Below are 16,411 nucleotides of genomic sequence, written 5' to 3' on the forward strand. Positions count from 1 at the left end.
TTGGCAGCGGCCCGCGCCTGTGATCAAGTGCGCCCGCAAAGAACAACTGGTGGCCAACGATGAGCAATATCAATCCCGATCCGTTCACGACGCGTCCCGAGATCGAAGGCACTTTCGGCGTCGTCACCTCCACGCACTGGATCGCGACCGCGGTCGGCATGGCCACGCTGGAAAAAGGTGGCAACGCCTTCGACGCCGGCGTCGCCACAGCCTTCACGCTGCAGGTGGTCGAGCCGCACCTGAACGGCCCCGGCGGCGACGTGCCTGTCATTGTGCACGATGTCAGGCGCGGCAAGACCGAGGTGATTTGCGGCCAGGGCCCCGCGCCGGCGAAGGCGACGATCGCGCATTATCGCAGCGAGGGGCTGGAGATGGTCCCCGGCACCGGCCTCCTCGCCGCCTGCGTGCCCGGCACATTCGAGTCCTGGATGCTGCTGCTGCGCGATTACGGCACGCTGAAGCTGCGCGATGTGCTCGAGCCCGCGATCGCCTATGCCGGCGAAGGCTTTCCGCTGGTCGAGCGCGCCTGCGCCACTATCCAGACGGTAGAGCAACTGTTCCGCAAGCACTGGCCGACCTCGGCCGAAGTTTATCTTCCGAATAACGAGGTGCCCAGGCCCGGCACGATCTTCACCAACAAGCGCCTGTCGGAAACCTACGCCCGCATCCTGAAAGAAGCGGAAAGCGCAGGCGGCGACCGCGTCGCGCAGATCGAGCGCGCGCGCCAAGTGTGGTCGAAGGGCTTCGTCGCCGAGGCGATCGACAAATTCTGCCGGACCCAGGAGGTGATGGACGTCTCCGGCTCGCCGCATCGCGGCGTGCTGTCGGCTGACGACATGGCGCGCTGGCAGCCGACGATCGAAGCGCCGCTGACCTACGATTACGGCCGCTACACCGTCTGCAAGGCCGGTGTCTGGAGCCAGGGCCCGGTGATGCTGCAGCAGCTTGCGCTGCTGAAAGGCTTTGACCTCGACGGCCTCGATCCCACCAGCGCCGATTTCATCCATCTGCAGATCGAATGCGCCAAGCTCGCTTACGCCGACCGCGAGACGTTTTACGGCGATCCGAACTTCACCGATATCCCGATCGAGACGCTGCTGTCGGATGCCTATAACGACGAGCGCCGCAAGCTGATCTCGAAGGACAAGGCTTCGCTCGACTTCATCCCCGGCTCGGTCGAAGGCTTTGGCGCGATGGTCAAGCTGCGCCGCGCCGAGGGCCATCGCGAGGCGGTCGGCGCGATGGGCGCGGGCGAGCCCACCGTCGGCCGCTTCGGGGAGGTGCGCGGCGACACTGTGCATTTCGACATCATCGACAAGGCCGGCAACATGATCTCGGCGACGCCCTCCGGCGGCTGGCTGCAATCCTCACCTGTCATCCCCGAGCTCGGCTTCTGCCTCGGCAGCCGCGCGCAGATGTTCTGGCTGGAGGAGAACCATCCGGCCGCGCTGGCGCCGGGCAAGCGCCCGCGCACCACGCTCTCGCCCACCATGGCGCTGCGCGACGGCGAGCCGTATCTGGCCTGGGGCTCGCCGGGCGGCGACCAGCAGGATCAGTGGATCACGCAGTTCTTCCTGCGCCACGTCCATGCCAAGCTCAATCTGCAGGAGGCGATCGACGCGCCGGCCTGGCATTCCGAGCATTTCCCGATCTCGTTCTGGCCACGCACCGCGCGCCCTGGCGTGCTTGTGGTCGAGGGCCGCGTGCCCAAGGCGAGCATTGACGAGTTGCAGCGTCGCGGCCACATCGTCGAAGTCGGTCCCGACTGGTCGGAAGGACGGCTGACCGCGGCTTCACGGTTGGGCCGCAAGCGCCGCGCTGCAGCCAACCCACGCGGCATGCAGGGCTACGCCGCTGGAAGGTAGCGGGCGAAAAGCGATCGGGCCGCGGGGCGGCAAGCTAACCCCTCATGGTGAGGAGCGCGTAGCGCGTCTCGAACCATGAGGCCCCGCTGGTGGCCTCATCCTTCGAGACGCGCTGCACGCTCCTCAGGATGAGGGGATATAGCGCGCTTTAGATCACCAGCTCTCGCAGCACGCGGCGGCAATCCATCTCGTATTCGAGATCGACCACCGGCGGCCGGGCGAAGTGCCAGGTCAGGCCGGCGCGGGTGGCGCCGCGGCGCACCAGTTCATCGGCGAGATGCGGATGGAAATCGTGCACGGTGTAGACCTGCACGCCGGTGGTGTCCTGCCAGGTGGAACCGAATTCGGCGAGCCGCCGCTCCATTTCGCCGACGGTGAAGCGCACCTTCTCCTTCCAGGCTTCCGCGCTCACGTCGCGATAGCGCACGATGCGCTCGGGATAGCTGCCGGTACCGCCGCGCGCCTCGGCGCCGCCGGCGATGACGAAGGACGGCGAGGTTCCCGTGCTCGGGCGTGTGAACGAGAATGCGTAGAATGACGGCTCGGCGGGAGGATCGATTTCGGGACAGACATTGCTGCGCGCCACCGGATTGGTGTTGCCATCGAACAGCCCCCATTCCGCGAGCGTCTTCACATAATGCTCGTTGAAGGCGCGAAAGCCCTGCTCCGAGACCGCCGCCGGCGAACGCAATTCGCAGGCGCAGAACGAGGTCAGCGGCCGACCCGCCGCCTGGATATGACTTGCGATCCGCGCAAAACCCTCGGCAAGCGGCACCAGCCTGTCAAAGCGCACGCGCTCGACCTCGAAGCCGGGATTGGCGGCCGCGCCGCTCGAATACTGGAACACGGCCGGAATGAAGCGATAATTGCCGGGCGCGAAGTCGCTCACCATGTCTGTTTCCCCCTAAAGCTCAGTTGTTTATGCGCGCATGCTGAAGAGCTTGCGACTTTCTAGCAAGGAAACTCGCCGTCGTCCCGGACAAGTGAGCGAAGCGAACGCCGATCCGAGACCCATAACCACAGGCCCATGCGATGGGCCAAGCTATAACCGCTTGCTCGCGTACAACACCTCCCTGTGGTTATGGGTCCCGGGTCAAGCCCGGGACGACAGCAGACATGCTGTCCACAAAAACCAAAAGGGCAGCAACGGTAGAACCGTCGCCGCCCTTTCGCTGAGACTTTGGGGCCAAGAAGTCTCAGGTAGGCTTGAGCGCTCCGTCACCGCCGAGCTCGTAGTCGGCGATCTGCTTGTTGCGCTCTGAAGTCGCTTTCGCCCGGTGATCGGTGGCGATCGTGACATAGACCGCGGGCAGCACGAACAGCGTGAACAGCGTACCGATCAGCATGCCCGCGACCACGACGAGACCGATCGAGAACCGGCTGGCCGCACCGGCACCCGACGCGGTCAACAGCGGGAGCAGGCCGGTGACCATCGCCGCCGTCGTCATCAGGATCGGACGCAGCCGGATGCGCGCCGCCATCTCGATCGCCGAGCGGCGGTCGAGCCCCTCGTTGAGCTGCAGTTCGTTGGCGAACTCCACCATCAGGATGCCGTGCTTGGTGATGAGGCCGACCAGCGTCAGCAATCCGACCTGGGTATAGATGTTCATCGTCGCGACGCCGAAGAACAGCGGGATCAGGGCGCCGACGATCGCCATGGGCACAGAGACCATGATGACCAGCGGGTCGCGCAAGCTCTCGAACTGCGCCGCCAGCACCAGGAAGACGATGATCACGGCGAACGCGAAGGTGATGACGAGCTGGTTGCCCTCCTGCACATATTGCCGCGAGTCCGCCAGATAGTCATGGCCGAAGCCGGCCGGCAGTTTCTTGGCCTCACCTTCGAGGAAGTCGACCGCCTGGCCCACCGTCACGCCCGGCATCGGCACCGCCGAGAAGGTCGCCGAGTTGAGCTGGTTGTAGTGCGTCAGCGCGTTCGGATCGGTGCCCGTCTCGATCGAGACGACGGTCGAGATCGGCACCAACTGTCCGGTGTTGGTCGGCACGTAGTAGCCGCCAAGCGCCTCCGGCGACAGGCGGACGGCACGCGGCACCTGCGGGATCACCTGGTAGGAGCGTCCCTCCAGATTGAAGCGGTTGACGTAGTTGCCGCCGAGCAGCGTGGCCAGTGTCGCGCCGACCTGCTGCATGTTGATGCCGAGGTCGCTTGCCTTGGAGCGGTCGACGCGGACACGCACCACCGGCTGGTTGAAATCGAGATCGCTGTCGGAGACGATGAACATACCGCTCTTGCGGGCGGCTGCCTTCAACTTCTCCATCTGCTCATAGATGGCCTGGAAGCTGACGGTCGAATTGATCACCATCTGCACCGGCAGGCCGCCCGGACCACCCGGCAGCGGCGGCAGGTTGAAGGCAAACGCATTGACGCCTTCGATCTTGGACAGCTCCGCCTGCACCAGCGACTTCAGTGCGATCGACGAACGCTTGCGCTCGTCCCACGGGGTGAGCAGCATGCCGGCGATGCCGCTTTGCGCACTCGGCGTGCCATTCAGGATAAAGCGCAGATCCGTCTCCGGAAACTTCTGGAACGCCTTGTCCATCTTCTCGCCGTAGAAGTCGATGTAGTCGATGTTGGCGTATTTCGGCGCCTTGGTCAGCGCGAACACGATGCCCTGGTCCTCCTCGGGCGCGAGCTCCTTCATCGTGTGCATGTAGAGGAAGCCGACGAGGCCGAGCATGGTCAGCGCAAACAGGCCGGTGATCGGTCGGTAATCGAGCGAGCGGTCGAGCTTCCGACCGTACCAGCGCGTCAACGAACCGAACACGCGGTTGACCGCTCGCGCGAAACGCCCTTCCTCGGTGTTCTTCAGCAGCACCGAGCACATCATGGGCGACAGCGTCAGCGCGATCACGCCCGACACGATCACCGAGCCCGCGAGCGTGAAGGCGAATTCGCGGAACAACGCACCGGTGAGGCCGCCGAGGAAGCCGATCGGCGCGTACACCGCGGCGAGCGTGATGGTCATGGAGATGACCGGACCGACGATCTCGCGCGCGCCGATGAGTGACGCCTGTACCGGCGTCTTGCCCTCCTCGAGATGGCGGTGGATGTTCTCCACCACAACGATGGCGTCGTCGACCACGAGACCGATCGCGAGCACCATCGCGAGCAGGGTCAAGAGATTGATGCTGAAACCCATGACCAGCATCAGGCTGCAGACGCCGACCAGCGATAGCGGGATCGTCACCACGGGGATGATGACCGAGCGGATCGAGGCCAGGAACAGGAAGATCACCACGATGACGATCACGACGGCTTCGCCGAGTGTCTTCTCCACCTCATCGATCGACGATTGAATGAACTTGGTGGAATCGTAGGCCACCTTCATCTTCAGCGACGGCGGCAGGTTGCGCTCGAGTTCCGGGAATAGGGCGCGGACGCCCTTCACAAGGGTCAGCGGGTTACCTTGCGGGGTCGCGTTGATACCGATGAAGATCGCATGCTCGCCATTGAACGCGACGCTCGCGTCCGTGCTTTGGGCGGCAAGTTCGACTTGCGCGATATCCTCCATCCGGACGAAGCCGCCCTCCCTCGACTTCACGATCATGCGCTTGAACTCGTCGATGTTGCGCAGATCGGTGTTGGTCGAAACGTTGGAGACGATGTAGTAGCCCTTGGACTGGCCGGCGGCGGCCTGGAAGTTGTTGGACGCAATCGCCTGCGCAACATCCGTGGGCGACACGCCGCGCCCCGCCATCTTGATCGGGTCGAGCCACAATCGCATCGCAAAAGTCTGGCCGCCGAGGATGTCGGCGGAAGCCACGCCGTCAACCGTCGACAGCAACGGCTGGACCACGCGCGTGAGGTAATCCGAGATCGCCGATCCCGACAGCTCCTCGCTGGAGAAGCCGAGATACATCACGGCCGTGGTCTGGCCGGTGGTCTTGGTGACGACCGGGTCGTTCGATTCCTTCGGGATCAGGTATTTGACCGAGTTGACCTTGGCCAGCACCTCGGTGAGCGCCTGGTTCGGGTCGAAGTTCAGCTTGATGTAGACCTGGATCGTGGAGGTGCCGAGCACCGAGGACGAGGTGATGTAGTCGACGCCTTCGGCCGAGGCGACCGCCTGCTCGATCGGCGTCGTGATGAAGCCCTGGATCAGGTCGGCCGACGCACCGGGATAGCTGGTGGTGACGTTGACCACCGTGTTCGACAGTTTCGGATATTGCCGGATCGGCAGCACGGTCGCCGCCCGCAAGCCGATCAGGAGGATCAGCAGGCTGACGACGACCGACAGGACCGGCCGCTTGATGAAGATGTCGGTGAAGGACATTTACGGGGTCCTGCTTCTCAGTAGCGCGGCGGTTCGGCTGGGATCGGCGGCGTCGGCTCGGTGGAGATCGCAACCGCGGCGCCCGATTGCAGCTTGATCTGACCGAGCGCCACGATACGGTCGCCGGCCTTCAGGCCGCGGACGATCTCGGTGCGGCCGCCAAATCGCTTGCCGGTCTGCACGAAGGTACGCACCGCCGTCAGGCTGGTCTTGCCGTCGTTCTCCTTCTTCTCGGTGATCAGGTAGACCGAGTCGCCATAGAGCGAGTAGTCGACCGCGGTTTCCGGAACCGTGATCACCGGCGGCTTGTCGGGCAGCACCACCGTGGTGGTCGCGAACATGCCGGGCTTGAGGATCTTTTCGGGGTTGGCGACGGTGGCCTGCACGCGGATGTTGCGGGTGTCGGTCGCGACCTGCGGCTCGATCGTCGTCAGCTTGCCCTCGAAGACGCGATCCGGATAGGCGTCCACCTTGATGCGGACGGTCTGGCCGACTTTGAGCTGGCCGCTGTCCTTTTCGGTCACCGTGAAATTGTCGTAGAGCATCGACAGATCGGTCAGCGACACGATCTGGTTGCCTGCGGTCAGATATTGACCGACCTCGACCCTGCGCACGCCAAGCTCGCCATTGAAGGGGGCGCGGACCAGCTTCTGCGAGATCAGCGCCTCGGTCTTGGCAATGCCGGCCAGGGCCTGGTCATACGCAGCCTGGGTCTGGTCGACCGTAGCCTGCGGCCCGAAATTGCGCGCGGCAAGCTGCTTGGCGCGATCGAGCGAAAGCTGTGCCACCGTCGCCTGCGCCTTGAAGCTGGCGAGATCGCCCTGCTCCGGCCCGTCGAACAACTGGAGCAGCGGCGCACCCGCCTTTACCTCGGCGCCTGCGGTGAACAGGATATCCGTGATGCGTCCCGAGACGTCGGAGGTGACGTTGACCTGGTGCACGGCGGCGAGTTCGCCGACCGCGGTCAAAAGGTTGGGTACGACTTCCGATTTCGCCTCGGCCGCATTCACCGTCACCGGCGGCGGCTTCATGTTAGCGAAGAACTCGCCGATCATCTTGGCGCGGAAATAGTTGAACCAGACCAGGCCGCCGACGACGACCCCCAGCAGCAATCCAACGATGATGAACCAGCGCCCCATCCTGACCGGCCGCTTATGCGGCTTTTTTTCGATCGGTTCGCCCTTGATGTTGGTTTCGGTCACGATGTTCATGTCATGCACTTTCTGCTGTTACCGATTGTCCCTGGCTCGGTGACGGCTGACGGTTCAAATAAAAGGAAATCGCGGCTTCGGTCAGCCCGATGCCGCGCAGGATGAATTCGGAAAGCTGGCGCTCGAGGTCGGGCGCGCCGCCGTAGGTGAGGCACGGCGTCGTCGGCAGCCGCGTTAGCGCCGACATCAGCACGACGTGGTGCGCGAACCAGAACAGGTTGAGCGGCACGCTGCCGATGCGGGTGGCGTCGCCGGCGGCAACGGCACGTTCGATCGATGCGGTGAAGACCGGCGCGATCAGTTCGCCGACCTTGCCGTATAGCAGGCGCGCGAACTCACCGTCGTCGAGGTGGCTGGAGGTCATCAGCCGCAGCCGCTGCGCCTCTTCCTCGTCCGGCCCCTGTGATACCTCCAGGAAATGCCCGACCATGCCCTTCACAAGTTCGACCAGGGTTGCGGTCGAGGGGTCCTGCCCGAGCAGGTGCGCGAGATCCGGATCGGCCTCGCACTCTTCGGCGAGGATCTCGGCGTAAAGCGCCGCCTTGGACGGGAAGTGCTTGAACAACAGCCCTTCCGAAATGGAAGCGGCGGCCGCCACGCTCTTGGTCGTGGTGCCGGCAAAGCCATGGCGGGCGAAGCACCGCTTGGCGGCGCTCAGGATCAGCTGACGCCGCAAGTCACTTGTCATGCGCAGGGTAGACATGCGCGTGAGTAATCACTCACCTTAAAGAATGTCAAGAATTTACGGCAGTGCAAAAACAGAACTTAAGGTTGGGTCACGCGCCAAGCTCCCGATAAGGTCTTGTACCGCCACGAGGATAACGCGATGTCACACTTGACAAAAATCGGCAAACACGCGGCCGACGGGTACGGGATCTGCACCCCTTCTCACGGAGAGGGATTGAGTCGCAAGCAATTTGGATGAGGGCCGTAGCCCGGGTGGAGCGCCAGCGTAACCTGGGCGGCTCTCAACATTGACTCGCAGATCCCGGGTTGCGCTGCGCTCCACCCGGGCTACGAAACTTCCTAAATCGGCTGGTAGCCTAGCGAGCCGCGCAGCCGGTTGACGATGAAGGTTCCGTCGCGGTTGGACAGCACCCGTTCCAGATTGGCGCCGTCGATCTTCACATTGGCAAAGCGCGGGCCGCGGTTCGCTTCCTTCAGCGACAGCGCGAACGTTTCGACCTCCGCCACGGTCGTGATCGCGCGGCTGTCGGCGATGCCGCAGGCCTTTGCGACACTGACCAGGTCGACCGAAGCGGCAGTATGGCTGACCTGTCCTCCGGTCTCGCCATAGGCCTCGTTGTCGAGCACGACGATGGAGAGGTTGGCGGGCTTCTGCGCGCCGACGGTGGCGAGGCTCCCGAGCCCCATCAGCATCTCACCGTCGCCGGTGATGACGATCACCGGCAGCTTGGGTTGCGCCAGCGCGAGCCCGAGCCCGATCATGACCGCGCCACCCATGGCGCCCCAGAGATAGAAATTGCGGGCATCATCGCCGGCGGCGGCGATGTCGTAGGTCGAAGCGCCGAGGCCGCCGACCGCGATCGCGCCGTTACGGTTCTTCAGCAGCTCAGAGACGACCGCGCGGCGGTCCAGAAGATTGGCCTTACTCATTTCACGAACACCTTTGCCCCGATCAGCCGCTGCGACAGCAGCACGGCGGTCGGCGTTGCAGCGTTATAGGCCTGCGCCGCGCCGGCCTCGACGACCTCGCGCACTTCCTCGGGATGCGTCGCCCGCAGCACCTTGACGCCGCAGAGCTCGAAGGCGGCCTGCGTGTTCGATCCCATCGGCACCTGCCACGGATTGAACTCGCCCCATTCGCCCCGCATCGTCACCAGCGTCAGGAACGGGAAGCGGAACACTTGCGTCAGCGACAGCATGTTGATGCAGTTGCCGACACCGCTCGACTGCATCAGCAGCACGCCGCGCTGGCCGCCGGCCCAGGCGCCGAGCAGCAGCGCCACGCCCTCCTCCTCCGTCGTCAGCGGAATGCCGCGCATGGTGGCGGAGCCGAGCACGCGCTCGATCAGCTGCGAGTGCCCGGCGTCGGGCACGTAAGGCACCTGGCGGACATCGAAGCGCTGCAATGTCGAGAAAATCTCTTCCGGCCAGGCCGGCTGGCTGTCGGAGGCAGTTTCAGTGCGGGCATGCATGGGCGTTTCCGAAGGAAGAAGCGAGGCAAGCGAACTGTAAAGCGGGCGGCACTTTCCGGAAGAACAAAAACGGCATATCAGTTCTCAAAAAGAGAATGGCAGCATGACAGGAAACGCACGAGAGCTGGCTGAAAGTTTCGACCTCGAACGGCTGACGCCGGAATTCTATGCCAATCCCTACCCGACCTATCGTGCACTGCGGGATAACGCGCCGGTCAAGCGCCTGCCCAACGGCTCCTATTTCCTGACCCGCTACGACGATCTCGTCACCGCCTACAAGACCACGAAAGCGTTCTCCTCCGACAAGAAGAAGGAGTTTTCGCCGAAATACGGCGACTCCCTCCTCTACGAGCATCACACCACGAGCCTCGTCTTCAACGACCCGCCGGCGCACACCCGCGTGCGGCGCCTGATCATGGGTGCGCTGTCGCCGCGCGCGATCGCCGCAATGGAGCCCGACCTGATCCGCCTGATCGACGGCCTGCTCGATGCGATCGCCGCCAAAGGCAAGGTCGAGCTGATCGAGGATTTCGCCTCTGCGATCCCAGTCGAGGTGATCGGCAATCTGCTCGACGTGCCCCACGACGAGCGCGGCCCCTTGCGCGACTGGTCGCTCGCGATCCTGGGCGCGCTTGAGCCGGTGATCTCATCGGAGCAATTTGCGCGCGGCAACAAGGCCGTGAAGGACTTCCTCGCCTATCTGGAGACGCTGGTCGAGCGACGGCGCGCCAAGCCGGGCAATCCCGAACGCGACGTGCTGACGCGGCTGATCCAAGGCGAAGGTAATGGTGAGGACAATGGCGAGCGACTGACCGAGCAGGAACTGCTACACAATTGCATCTTTCTGCTCAACGCCGGCCATGAGACCACGACCAATCTGATCGGCAACGGCCTGGTGACGCTGCTGCGCTATCCCAAGGAAAAGCAGCGGCTGATCTCGCAGCCCGACCTGATCAAGACCGCGGTCGAGGAGATGCTGCGCTACGAGAGCTCGAACCAGCTCGGCAACCGCATGATCGTGGAAGAGGTCGAGCTCGGCGGCATCAAGATGTCCGCGGGCACGCCGGTGACGCTCTGCATCGGCGCCGCCAACCGCGATCCCGCGCAATTTCCTGACCCCGAACGTTTCGACATCGCCCGCACCCCGAACCGCCATCTCGCCTTCGGCACCGGCGCGCACCAATGCGCCGGCATGGCGCTCGCGCGGCTCGAAGGCGCCATCGCGATCTCGCGCTTCCTCGCCCGCTTCCCGAATTACGCGCTCGCCGGCGAGCCGACCCGCGGCGGCCGGGTGCGGTTTCGGGGATTTTTGAGCGTGCCGTGCATTATCGGTTAGAATGTGGAAAGGTGCGCAAACTGAAGTGACGAAAGATGAGCAGTCCGCCAGTCACTGATTTCCTCGCAACCGAAGCGCGCCTTGGCACCTATAACTACGAGCCGATGGGCGTCGTCCTGTCGCGTGGCGAAGGCGTTTGGGTGTGGGATATCGAAGGCAACCGCTATCTCGATTGCCTTGCGGCCTATTCGGCGGTCAGCCAGGGCCACTGCCATCCAAAAATCCTGGCCGCAATGGTGGAACAGGCGCGCAGACTGACGCTGACCTCACGCGCCTTCCACAACGACCAGCTCGCCCCCTTCTACCAGGAACTCGCGGAGCTGACCGGCTCCCACAAGGTGCTGCCGATGAACAGCGGCGCCGAGGCGGTAGAGAGCGCGATCAAGTCCGTGCGCAAATGGGGCTACGAGGTGAAGGGCGTACCGGACGGACAGGCCGAGATCATCGTCTGTTCCAACAATTTCCACGGACGCACCCTCGGCGTTGTCGGCTTCTCTACCGACCCCGAGACACGCAAGCATTTCGGGCCGTTCGCGCCGGGTTTTCGGATCATCGCCTTCGGCGACGAAAGGGCGCTCGAGGAGGCGATCACGGCGAACACCGTCGCTTTCCTGGTCGAACCGATCCAGGGCGAAGCCGGCGTCATCATCCCGCCAGCAGGCTATTTCACCCGGGTGCGCGAGCTCTGCACCGCGCATAACGTCATGCTGGTCCTCGATGAGATCCAGACGGGACTTGGCCGCACCGGCAAGCTGCTCGCCGAACAGCACGAAGGGATCGAAGCCGATGTGACGCTGCTCGGGAAGGCGCTGTCCGGCGGTTTCTATCCGGTGTCAGCCGTGCTTTCGAACAACGAAGTCCTCGGCACGTTCAAACCCGGCCAGCACGGCTCGACTTTCGGCGGCAACCCGCTCGCCTGCGCGGTGGCCCGCGCCGCGCTGCGTGTACTGGTCGAGGAAGGGATGATCGAGAACGCGGCCCGGCAGGGCGCGCGCTTCCTCGAGGGATTGCAGAGCATCCGCGCCAACATCATCCGCGAGGTGCGCGGACGCGGTTTGATGCTGGCGGTTGAGTTGCATCCGGAGGCCGGCCGCGCGCGTCGCTATTGCGAGGCCCTGCGGGCCAGAGGCATCCTCGCCAAGGACACCCACGAACACACGATCCGCATTTCGCCGCCGCTGGTGATCAACAGCGATGACGTCGACTGGGCGCTGGAGAGGATCGATGCTGCCTTGAAGCTGGATCTCTCCTGACCGCTCACGCTCGGCAACTCGGCTTGATCGCGATTACCTGCGTCGCAAGATCGCAGTGCTGATCGCTGCCAGTTGCGAACGATTCGGGCGCTCGCACGTTTAGGAGTCCCGGGTGACCAGGACTGGCGGGGAGCTGCAGATCATGCTTCCACGTGGTACTTACCTTACGGCTTTTTTTGTTGGCGTCTCCGTGATTGCGGCGGGCGTTGGCCCGTCCGCCCAGGCACAGATAAGGGCTGGGCATCCAGGAGTGGCTGCGGCGGCGCCGCGACACGCAGCACCACCCGCCATGGCTCGTCCCGCCGCACCGCCCGCCATGGCTCGCCCCGGCGCGCCGCCGGCAATGGCACGGCCGGCCGCGCCGCCGCGACCGGCCATGGCGCCGCGCCCGACCCCGCACATCGCGGCACCGCCGCCACGCCCAACGCCCCACGTCGCCGCGCCGTCGCGCCCGGCCGCCCCACGCGTTGCTACGCCGCCGCAGCGTCCGGCGATGGCACCGCGACCGACACCCCATATCGCTACACCGTCGCGCCCGAGCACACCGCCGACGGTGAGCGAGCGGCCGCCACGACAGCAGCAGATCGAACAGCGCGCGCAACAGCGCGAGCAGCGCATCCAGCAGCAAAAGCAAATCGTGCAGGACCGGCAGCGCGAGACGCTTTCGCGCCAGACCGCGGATCGGCAGGGCCGCATCGACCGCCTCCAGCAGCGCGTGCAGCAACTGCAATCGCAAAAGGCAGAAGGCCCACGTGCACAGCGCGCGCAGGAGCGGTTGCTGCAGACCCAGAGCCGCCTACTCCAGCGCGAGCAGCGCATGCAGCAACAGGATCAGGCGCGCATGCAGCAGTTGGGACCGGCCGAACGGCCCGCCTCTGCGCAGGAGCGGCAGCGTGAGATGCTTTCGCGCCAGAGCGCCGAGCGCCAGACCCGTATCGATCGCCTGCAGCAGCGCGTGCAGCAATTGCAATCGCAAAAAGTAGAAGGCCCACGTGCACAGCGCGCGCAGGAGCGGTTGCTGCAGGCCCAGAACCGCCTGCTCCAGCGCGAGCAGTTCATGCAGCGACAGGATCAGGCGCGCCTGCAGAGCTTGGGACCTGAGCCTACTACCGTTGGGCGCGCGGCTTCTGTTGCCTCGGTTGCGGCTGCAGCACGCGGGCGATTTGCCGCACAGTTCCGGAGCAATGATGCCCTGCAACCCCAAGCAGCGCTCACGGCCCGGGAGCAGGCCTGGGCCCCCCGCCATGCCTGGCGGCACGGCAAGCACGCCGTGTTTGTGGCCTGGCTCGGCCCGGTGTTCTGGCCCTACGCCTATTCCGACATCTTCAACTACACCTTCTGGCCCTATGCCTACGAACCCGGCTATTGGGCTTACGCTTACGACGACTTCGTCGACACCGTGTTCTGGGGTGCGGATAGCCGCTATTCTGCCTACGCCAGATCTCCGGACCCGGGCGCGCCGATCACCGAATACCGAGGCCGCGGACGCCCAAGCGCGAGCCCAGAGGCTCTGCGGCAAGTGTGCGAAGCTCCGGATAAGGGCGTGACCGCCTGGCCGATTGCCGACATCACGCGGGCCGTCCAACCGACTCCCGAGCAGCGCGCTTTGCTCGATGAATTGAAGATTGCGGCGGCAAAGGCTGCCGACGTGTTCAAGCAATCCTGCGGCGAATCCTATGCGCTGACGCCGCCCGGCCGCTTGCGGGCGATGACGGACCGCATCACCGCCACGCTCGAGGCGGTGAGGATCGTGCGGCCGGCGCTGGAGAGGTTCTATGACTCGCTCAACGATGAGCAGAAGGCGCGATTCAATGCGCTCGGCCCGAATGTCGGCGATCGTTCGCAACAGCAGCCGCAGCGGGAAGCGTCCGAGGCCTGCGGCGATCCGAAGTCCAGCCTGACGCAGCTGCCGATCGAACGGATCGAAGCGGTGATACGCCCCGCGGGCAAGCAAAAGGATGCGCTCGACCGTTTGAGCAACGCGACGAAGAAAGCGGTTGCAGGGCTGCAAGCTGCCTGCCCGGACGAGGTGCCACTGACGCCGGTCGGACGGCTTGAGGCGATGGAAAAGCGGCTCGAGGCCATGCTGGAGGCAGCCGATTGGGTGCAAGCCAGACTGGACGAGTTCTATGCCACGCTGAGCAGCGAGCAGAAAGCGCGGTTCAACACGCTGCAGCAGACTGCAGGCCAATGACCACGCTTTCAGGGAGCCTTGAGTACCGACCCTAAACCGCGGTCCGGTGCCGCTCGATGCAGATCCGCAAGACCTCATCCATCGGCCGGCTCCACCAGTCGTTGGAAAAGACCTCGATCTCCGAATAGCCCGCATACCCTTGTGCTTCGACGGCCACGCGCACCGACTTGATGTCGATCACGCCGTCGCCCATCATGCCGCGGTCGTTGAGGATGTCCTTGGTCGGCACCAACCAGTCGCAGACATGAAACGCAAGCAACCGGTCTTTGCCCGCGCGCGCGATCTGGCCCATCAACTCCGGATCCCACCAGATGTGATAGACATCGAGCGCGACGCCGAGCATGCCGCTCCGCTGCGGGTCCAGCGCGTCGCAGATATCAAGCGCCTGCCTGGTCGTATTCACGCACGCGCGGTCGCCGGCATAGGCCGGGTGCAGCGGCTCGATTGCAAGCGGGAGCTTTGTCCCTCTCGCATATTCCAGCATCTCGGCGATGCCGTCATGCACCTGCGTGCGCGCTGCCGCTATGTCCTTCGAGGCCGCGCTGCCCGGCCGCGAATATTGCGGCAGGCCGCCGACCACAAGGACGATGCAGGAGGCGCCGAGCGCGGCGGCCTCGTCGACCGCGCGGCGGTTGTCGTCGCGCGCCTCAAGCCGATGCGCAGCGTCGGCAACGAACATGCCGCCGCGGCAATAGCCCGACAATTCGAGCCCGGCGTCGCGCACCGCACGCACAGCGCGATCGAGGCCGACGGCCGCGACCTGATCGCGCCAGGGATCGATGGCGCGGATGCCCTGGCGCGCGCAGGCTTCGATGATCTCGACCAGGTTGCCCTGCTTGCGGACCGTCGCCGTGTTCAGCGACAGCCAGCGGTGATCGGAAGAAAAATCGCGCATCAGGACTCAACGCCACGCGTTGCCAGCACCGTCTTCATCCGCCGCGTCGCCAATTCCGGATTGGCGAGCAGACCCGCAGCATCGGCGAGGCGGAACAGTTCGGCGAGATGCAGCGTCGAGCGCGTGCTCTCCTGCCCGCCGATCATGGTGAAGTGATCCTGGTGACCGTTGAGATAGGCCATGAACACGATGCCGGTCTTGTAGAACCGCGTCGGCGCCTTGAAGATGTGGCGTGACAGCGGCACCGTCGGCCCCAGCACGTCGTGGAAGCCGACTTCATCGCCCGCAGCCAATCGCGACAGCGCATAGGATGCAGCCGGAGCGATCGCATCGAAGATGCCGAGCAGCGCATGCGAGAAACCCTGCTCGTCGCCGGCGATCAGTTCGGCATAGTTGAAGTCGTCGCCGGTATACATCTTGACGCGCGGATCGAGCCTCCGGCGCATGTCGATCTCGCGCTGCTTGTCGAGCAGCGAAACCTTGACGCCGTCGACCTTGCCTGCGTGAGCGTTGATGATGGCAACCGCGGTGTCCATCGCCTTGTCGAGATCGCTCGTACCCCAATAGCCCGCAAGCGCCGGATCGAACATGTCGCCGAGCCAGTGGATAATCACGGGCTCGCGGACCTGCGACAGCACGCGGCCGTAGACTTTGGCGTAGTCGTCCGGACTCCGCCCGAGCTTTGCCAACGCCCGCGAGCACATCAGGATGATGCGGCCACCGACCTTCTCGATCGCGGCGATCTGCTCCTCATAGGCGCGGATCACATCGTCCAGCGTCCTGGCGTCCTGCACCGCGAGGTGGTCGGTGCCAGCGCCGGAAAACACCAGCGCATTGCCTTTGGCCTTCGCCGCGCTCACCGAGCGCCGGATCAATTCCAGCGAGGTCTTCCAGTCCAGTCCCATGCCGCGCTGCGCGGTGTCCATCGCCTCCGCGACGCCCAGTCCCAGATCCCAGACATGTTCGCGGAAGGCGATCGTCCTGTCCCAGTCGACCGCGGCGGTGAGCCACGGATCGACATCGGCACGCGGGTCGGCGACGACATGCGCCGCCGAGAACGCGACGCGGTTCAGCGTGCCCTCGAGCTTGGCGGGAAACGTCCGCGACGCCGCGAGACGATAGGTCTCGAGGCCGCCACCCGCGGTCGGCAGCTTCAACGACAGCGAAGACATCGGCGGGACAAGCCTGTTCATGATCCTGTCC

The 16,411-nt window shown here is 64.7% G+C and carries 12 protein-coding genes; 4 read left to right on the forward strand and 8 right to left on the reverse strand.

What is annotated here, in order from left to right:
- Positions 1-59 precede the first annotated feature (59 nt).
- Positions 60-1,865, forward strand: a complete 1,806-nt coding sequence (locus tag YY7_RS0121320) for a gamma-glutamyltransferase family protein (RefSeq protein ID WP_028165001.1) — start codon at positions 60-62, stop codon at positions 1,863-1,865.
- A 148-nt stretch (positions 1,866-2,013) separates the two neighbouring features.
- On the opposite strand, the gene cnbZ is transcribed toward YY7_RS0121320, so the two are convergent.
- The 6 genes from cnbZ to YY7_RS0121350 all read right to left on the reverse strand — a co-directional run bounded on the left by cnbZ (position 2,014) and on the right by YY7_RS0121350 (position 9,530).
- Positions 2,014-2,757 (reverse strand): 2-amino-5-chloromuconate deaminase CnbZ, encoded by a 744-nt coding sequence (gene cnbZ, locus YY7_RS0121325; RefSeq protein WP_028165002.1) that lies wholly within the window; start codon positions 2,755-2,757, stop codon positions 2,014-2,016.
- A gap of 304 nt (positions 2,758-3,061) precedes the next feature.
- Entirely contained in the window at positions 3,062-6,160 is a 3,099-nt protein-coding gene (locus YY7_RS0121330) for a MexW/MexI family multidrug efflux RND transporter permease subunit (RefSeq protein ID WP_028165003.1), read from the reverse strand.
- A 17-nt stretch (positions 6,161-6,177) separates the two neighbouring features.
- Positions 6,178-7,371: an efflux RND transporter periplasmic adaptor subunit gene (locus YY7_RS0121335; RefSeq protein WP_028165004.1), complete on the reverse strand. Its 1,194-nt coding sequence runs from the start codon at positions 7,369-7,371 to the stop codon at positions 6,178-6,180.
- A 1-nt stretch (position 7,372) separates the two neighbouring features.
- Entirely contained in the window at positions 7,373-8,074 is a 702-nt protein-coding gene (locus YY7_RS0121340; protein WP_080663797.1) for a TetR/AcrR family transcriptional regulator, read from the reverse strand.
- 323 nt (positions 8,075-8,397) lie between these two features.
- Positions 8,398-8,988, reverse strand: coding sequence for a thiamine pyrophosphate-dependent enzyme (locus YY7_RS0121345; protein ID WP_028165006.1), 591 nt, complete (start codon positions 8,986-8,988; stop codon positions 8,398-8,400).
- Complete coding sequence (locus YY7_RS0121350; RefSeq protein ID WP_028165007.1) at positions 8,985-9,530, reverse strand: thiamine pyrophosphate-binding protein; 546 nt, start codon at positions 9,528-9,530, stop codon at positions 8,985-8,987. The genes YY7_RS0121345 and YY7_RS0121350 overlap by 4 nt, the downstream gene beginning before the upstream one ends.
- A 103-nt stretch (positions 9,531-9,633) precedes the next feature.
- Here YY7_RS0121350 and YY7_RS0121355 point away from each other — a divergent pair, with 103 nt between their 5' ends.
- The 3 genes from YY7_RS0121355 to YY7_RS0121365 all read left to right on the forward strand — a co-directional run bounded on the left by YY7_RS0121355 (position 9,634) and on the right by YY7_RS0121365 (position 14,313).
- Positions 9,634-10,866 (forward strand): cytochrome P450, encoded by a 1,233-nt coding sequence (locus YY7_RS0121355; protein ID WP_028165008.1) that lies wholly within the window; start codon positions 9,634-9,636, stop codon positions 10,864-10,866.
- A gap of 35 nt (positions 10,867-10,901) precedes the next feature.
- Entirely contained in the window at positions 10,902-12,119 is a 1,218-nt protein-coding gene (gene rocD, locus YY7_RS0121360; protein ID WP_028165009.1) for an ornithine--oxo-acid transaminase, read from the forward strand.
- Positions 12,120-12,408: 289 nt separating this feature from the next.
- Positions 12,409-14,313 carry a Spy/CpxP family protein refolding chaperone gene (locus tag YY7_RS0121365; RefSeq protein WP_283807014.1) on the forward strand — a complete coding sequence of 635 codons (1,905 nt, stop codon included), beginning with the start codon at positions 12,409-12,411 and terminating at the stop codon, positions 14,311-14,313.
- Between the two features lie 31 nt (positions 14,314-14,344).
- Here the strand turns inward: YY7_RS0121365 and YY7_RS0121370 are convergent, their stop codons facing one another.
- Positions 14,345-15,208 (reverse strand): sugar phosphate isomerase/epimerase family protein, encoded by an 864-nt coding sequence (locus YY7_RS0121370; RefSeq protein WP_028165011.1) that lies wholly within the window; start codon positions 15,206-15,208, stop codon positions 14,345-14,347.
- Entirely contained in the window at positions 15,208-16,401 is a 1,194-nt protein-coding gene (locus YY7_RS0121375; protein WP_028165012.1) for a dihydrodipicolinate synthase family protein, read from the reverse strand. Before YY7_RS0121375 ends, YY7_RS0121370 begins: the two co-directional genes overlap by 1 nt.
- Positions 16,402-16,411 lie beyond the last annotated feature (10 nt).

Origin of the sequence: Bradyrhizobium elkanii WSM2783 (assembly GCF_000472865.1) — a bacterium.
Lineage (GTDB): Bacteria > Pseudomonadota > Alphaproteobacteria > Rhizobiales > Xanthobacteraceae > Bradyrhizobium > Bradyrhizobium elkanii_A.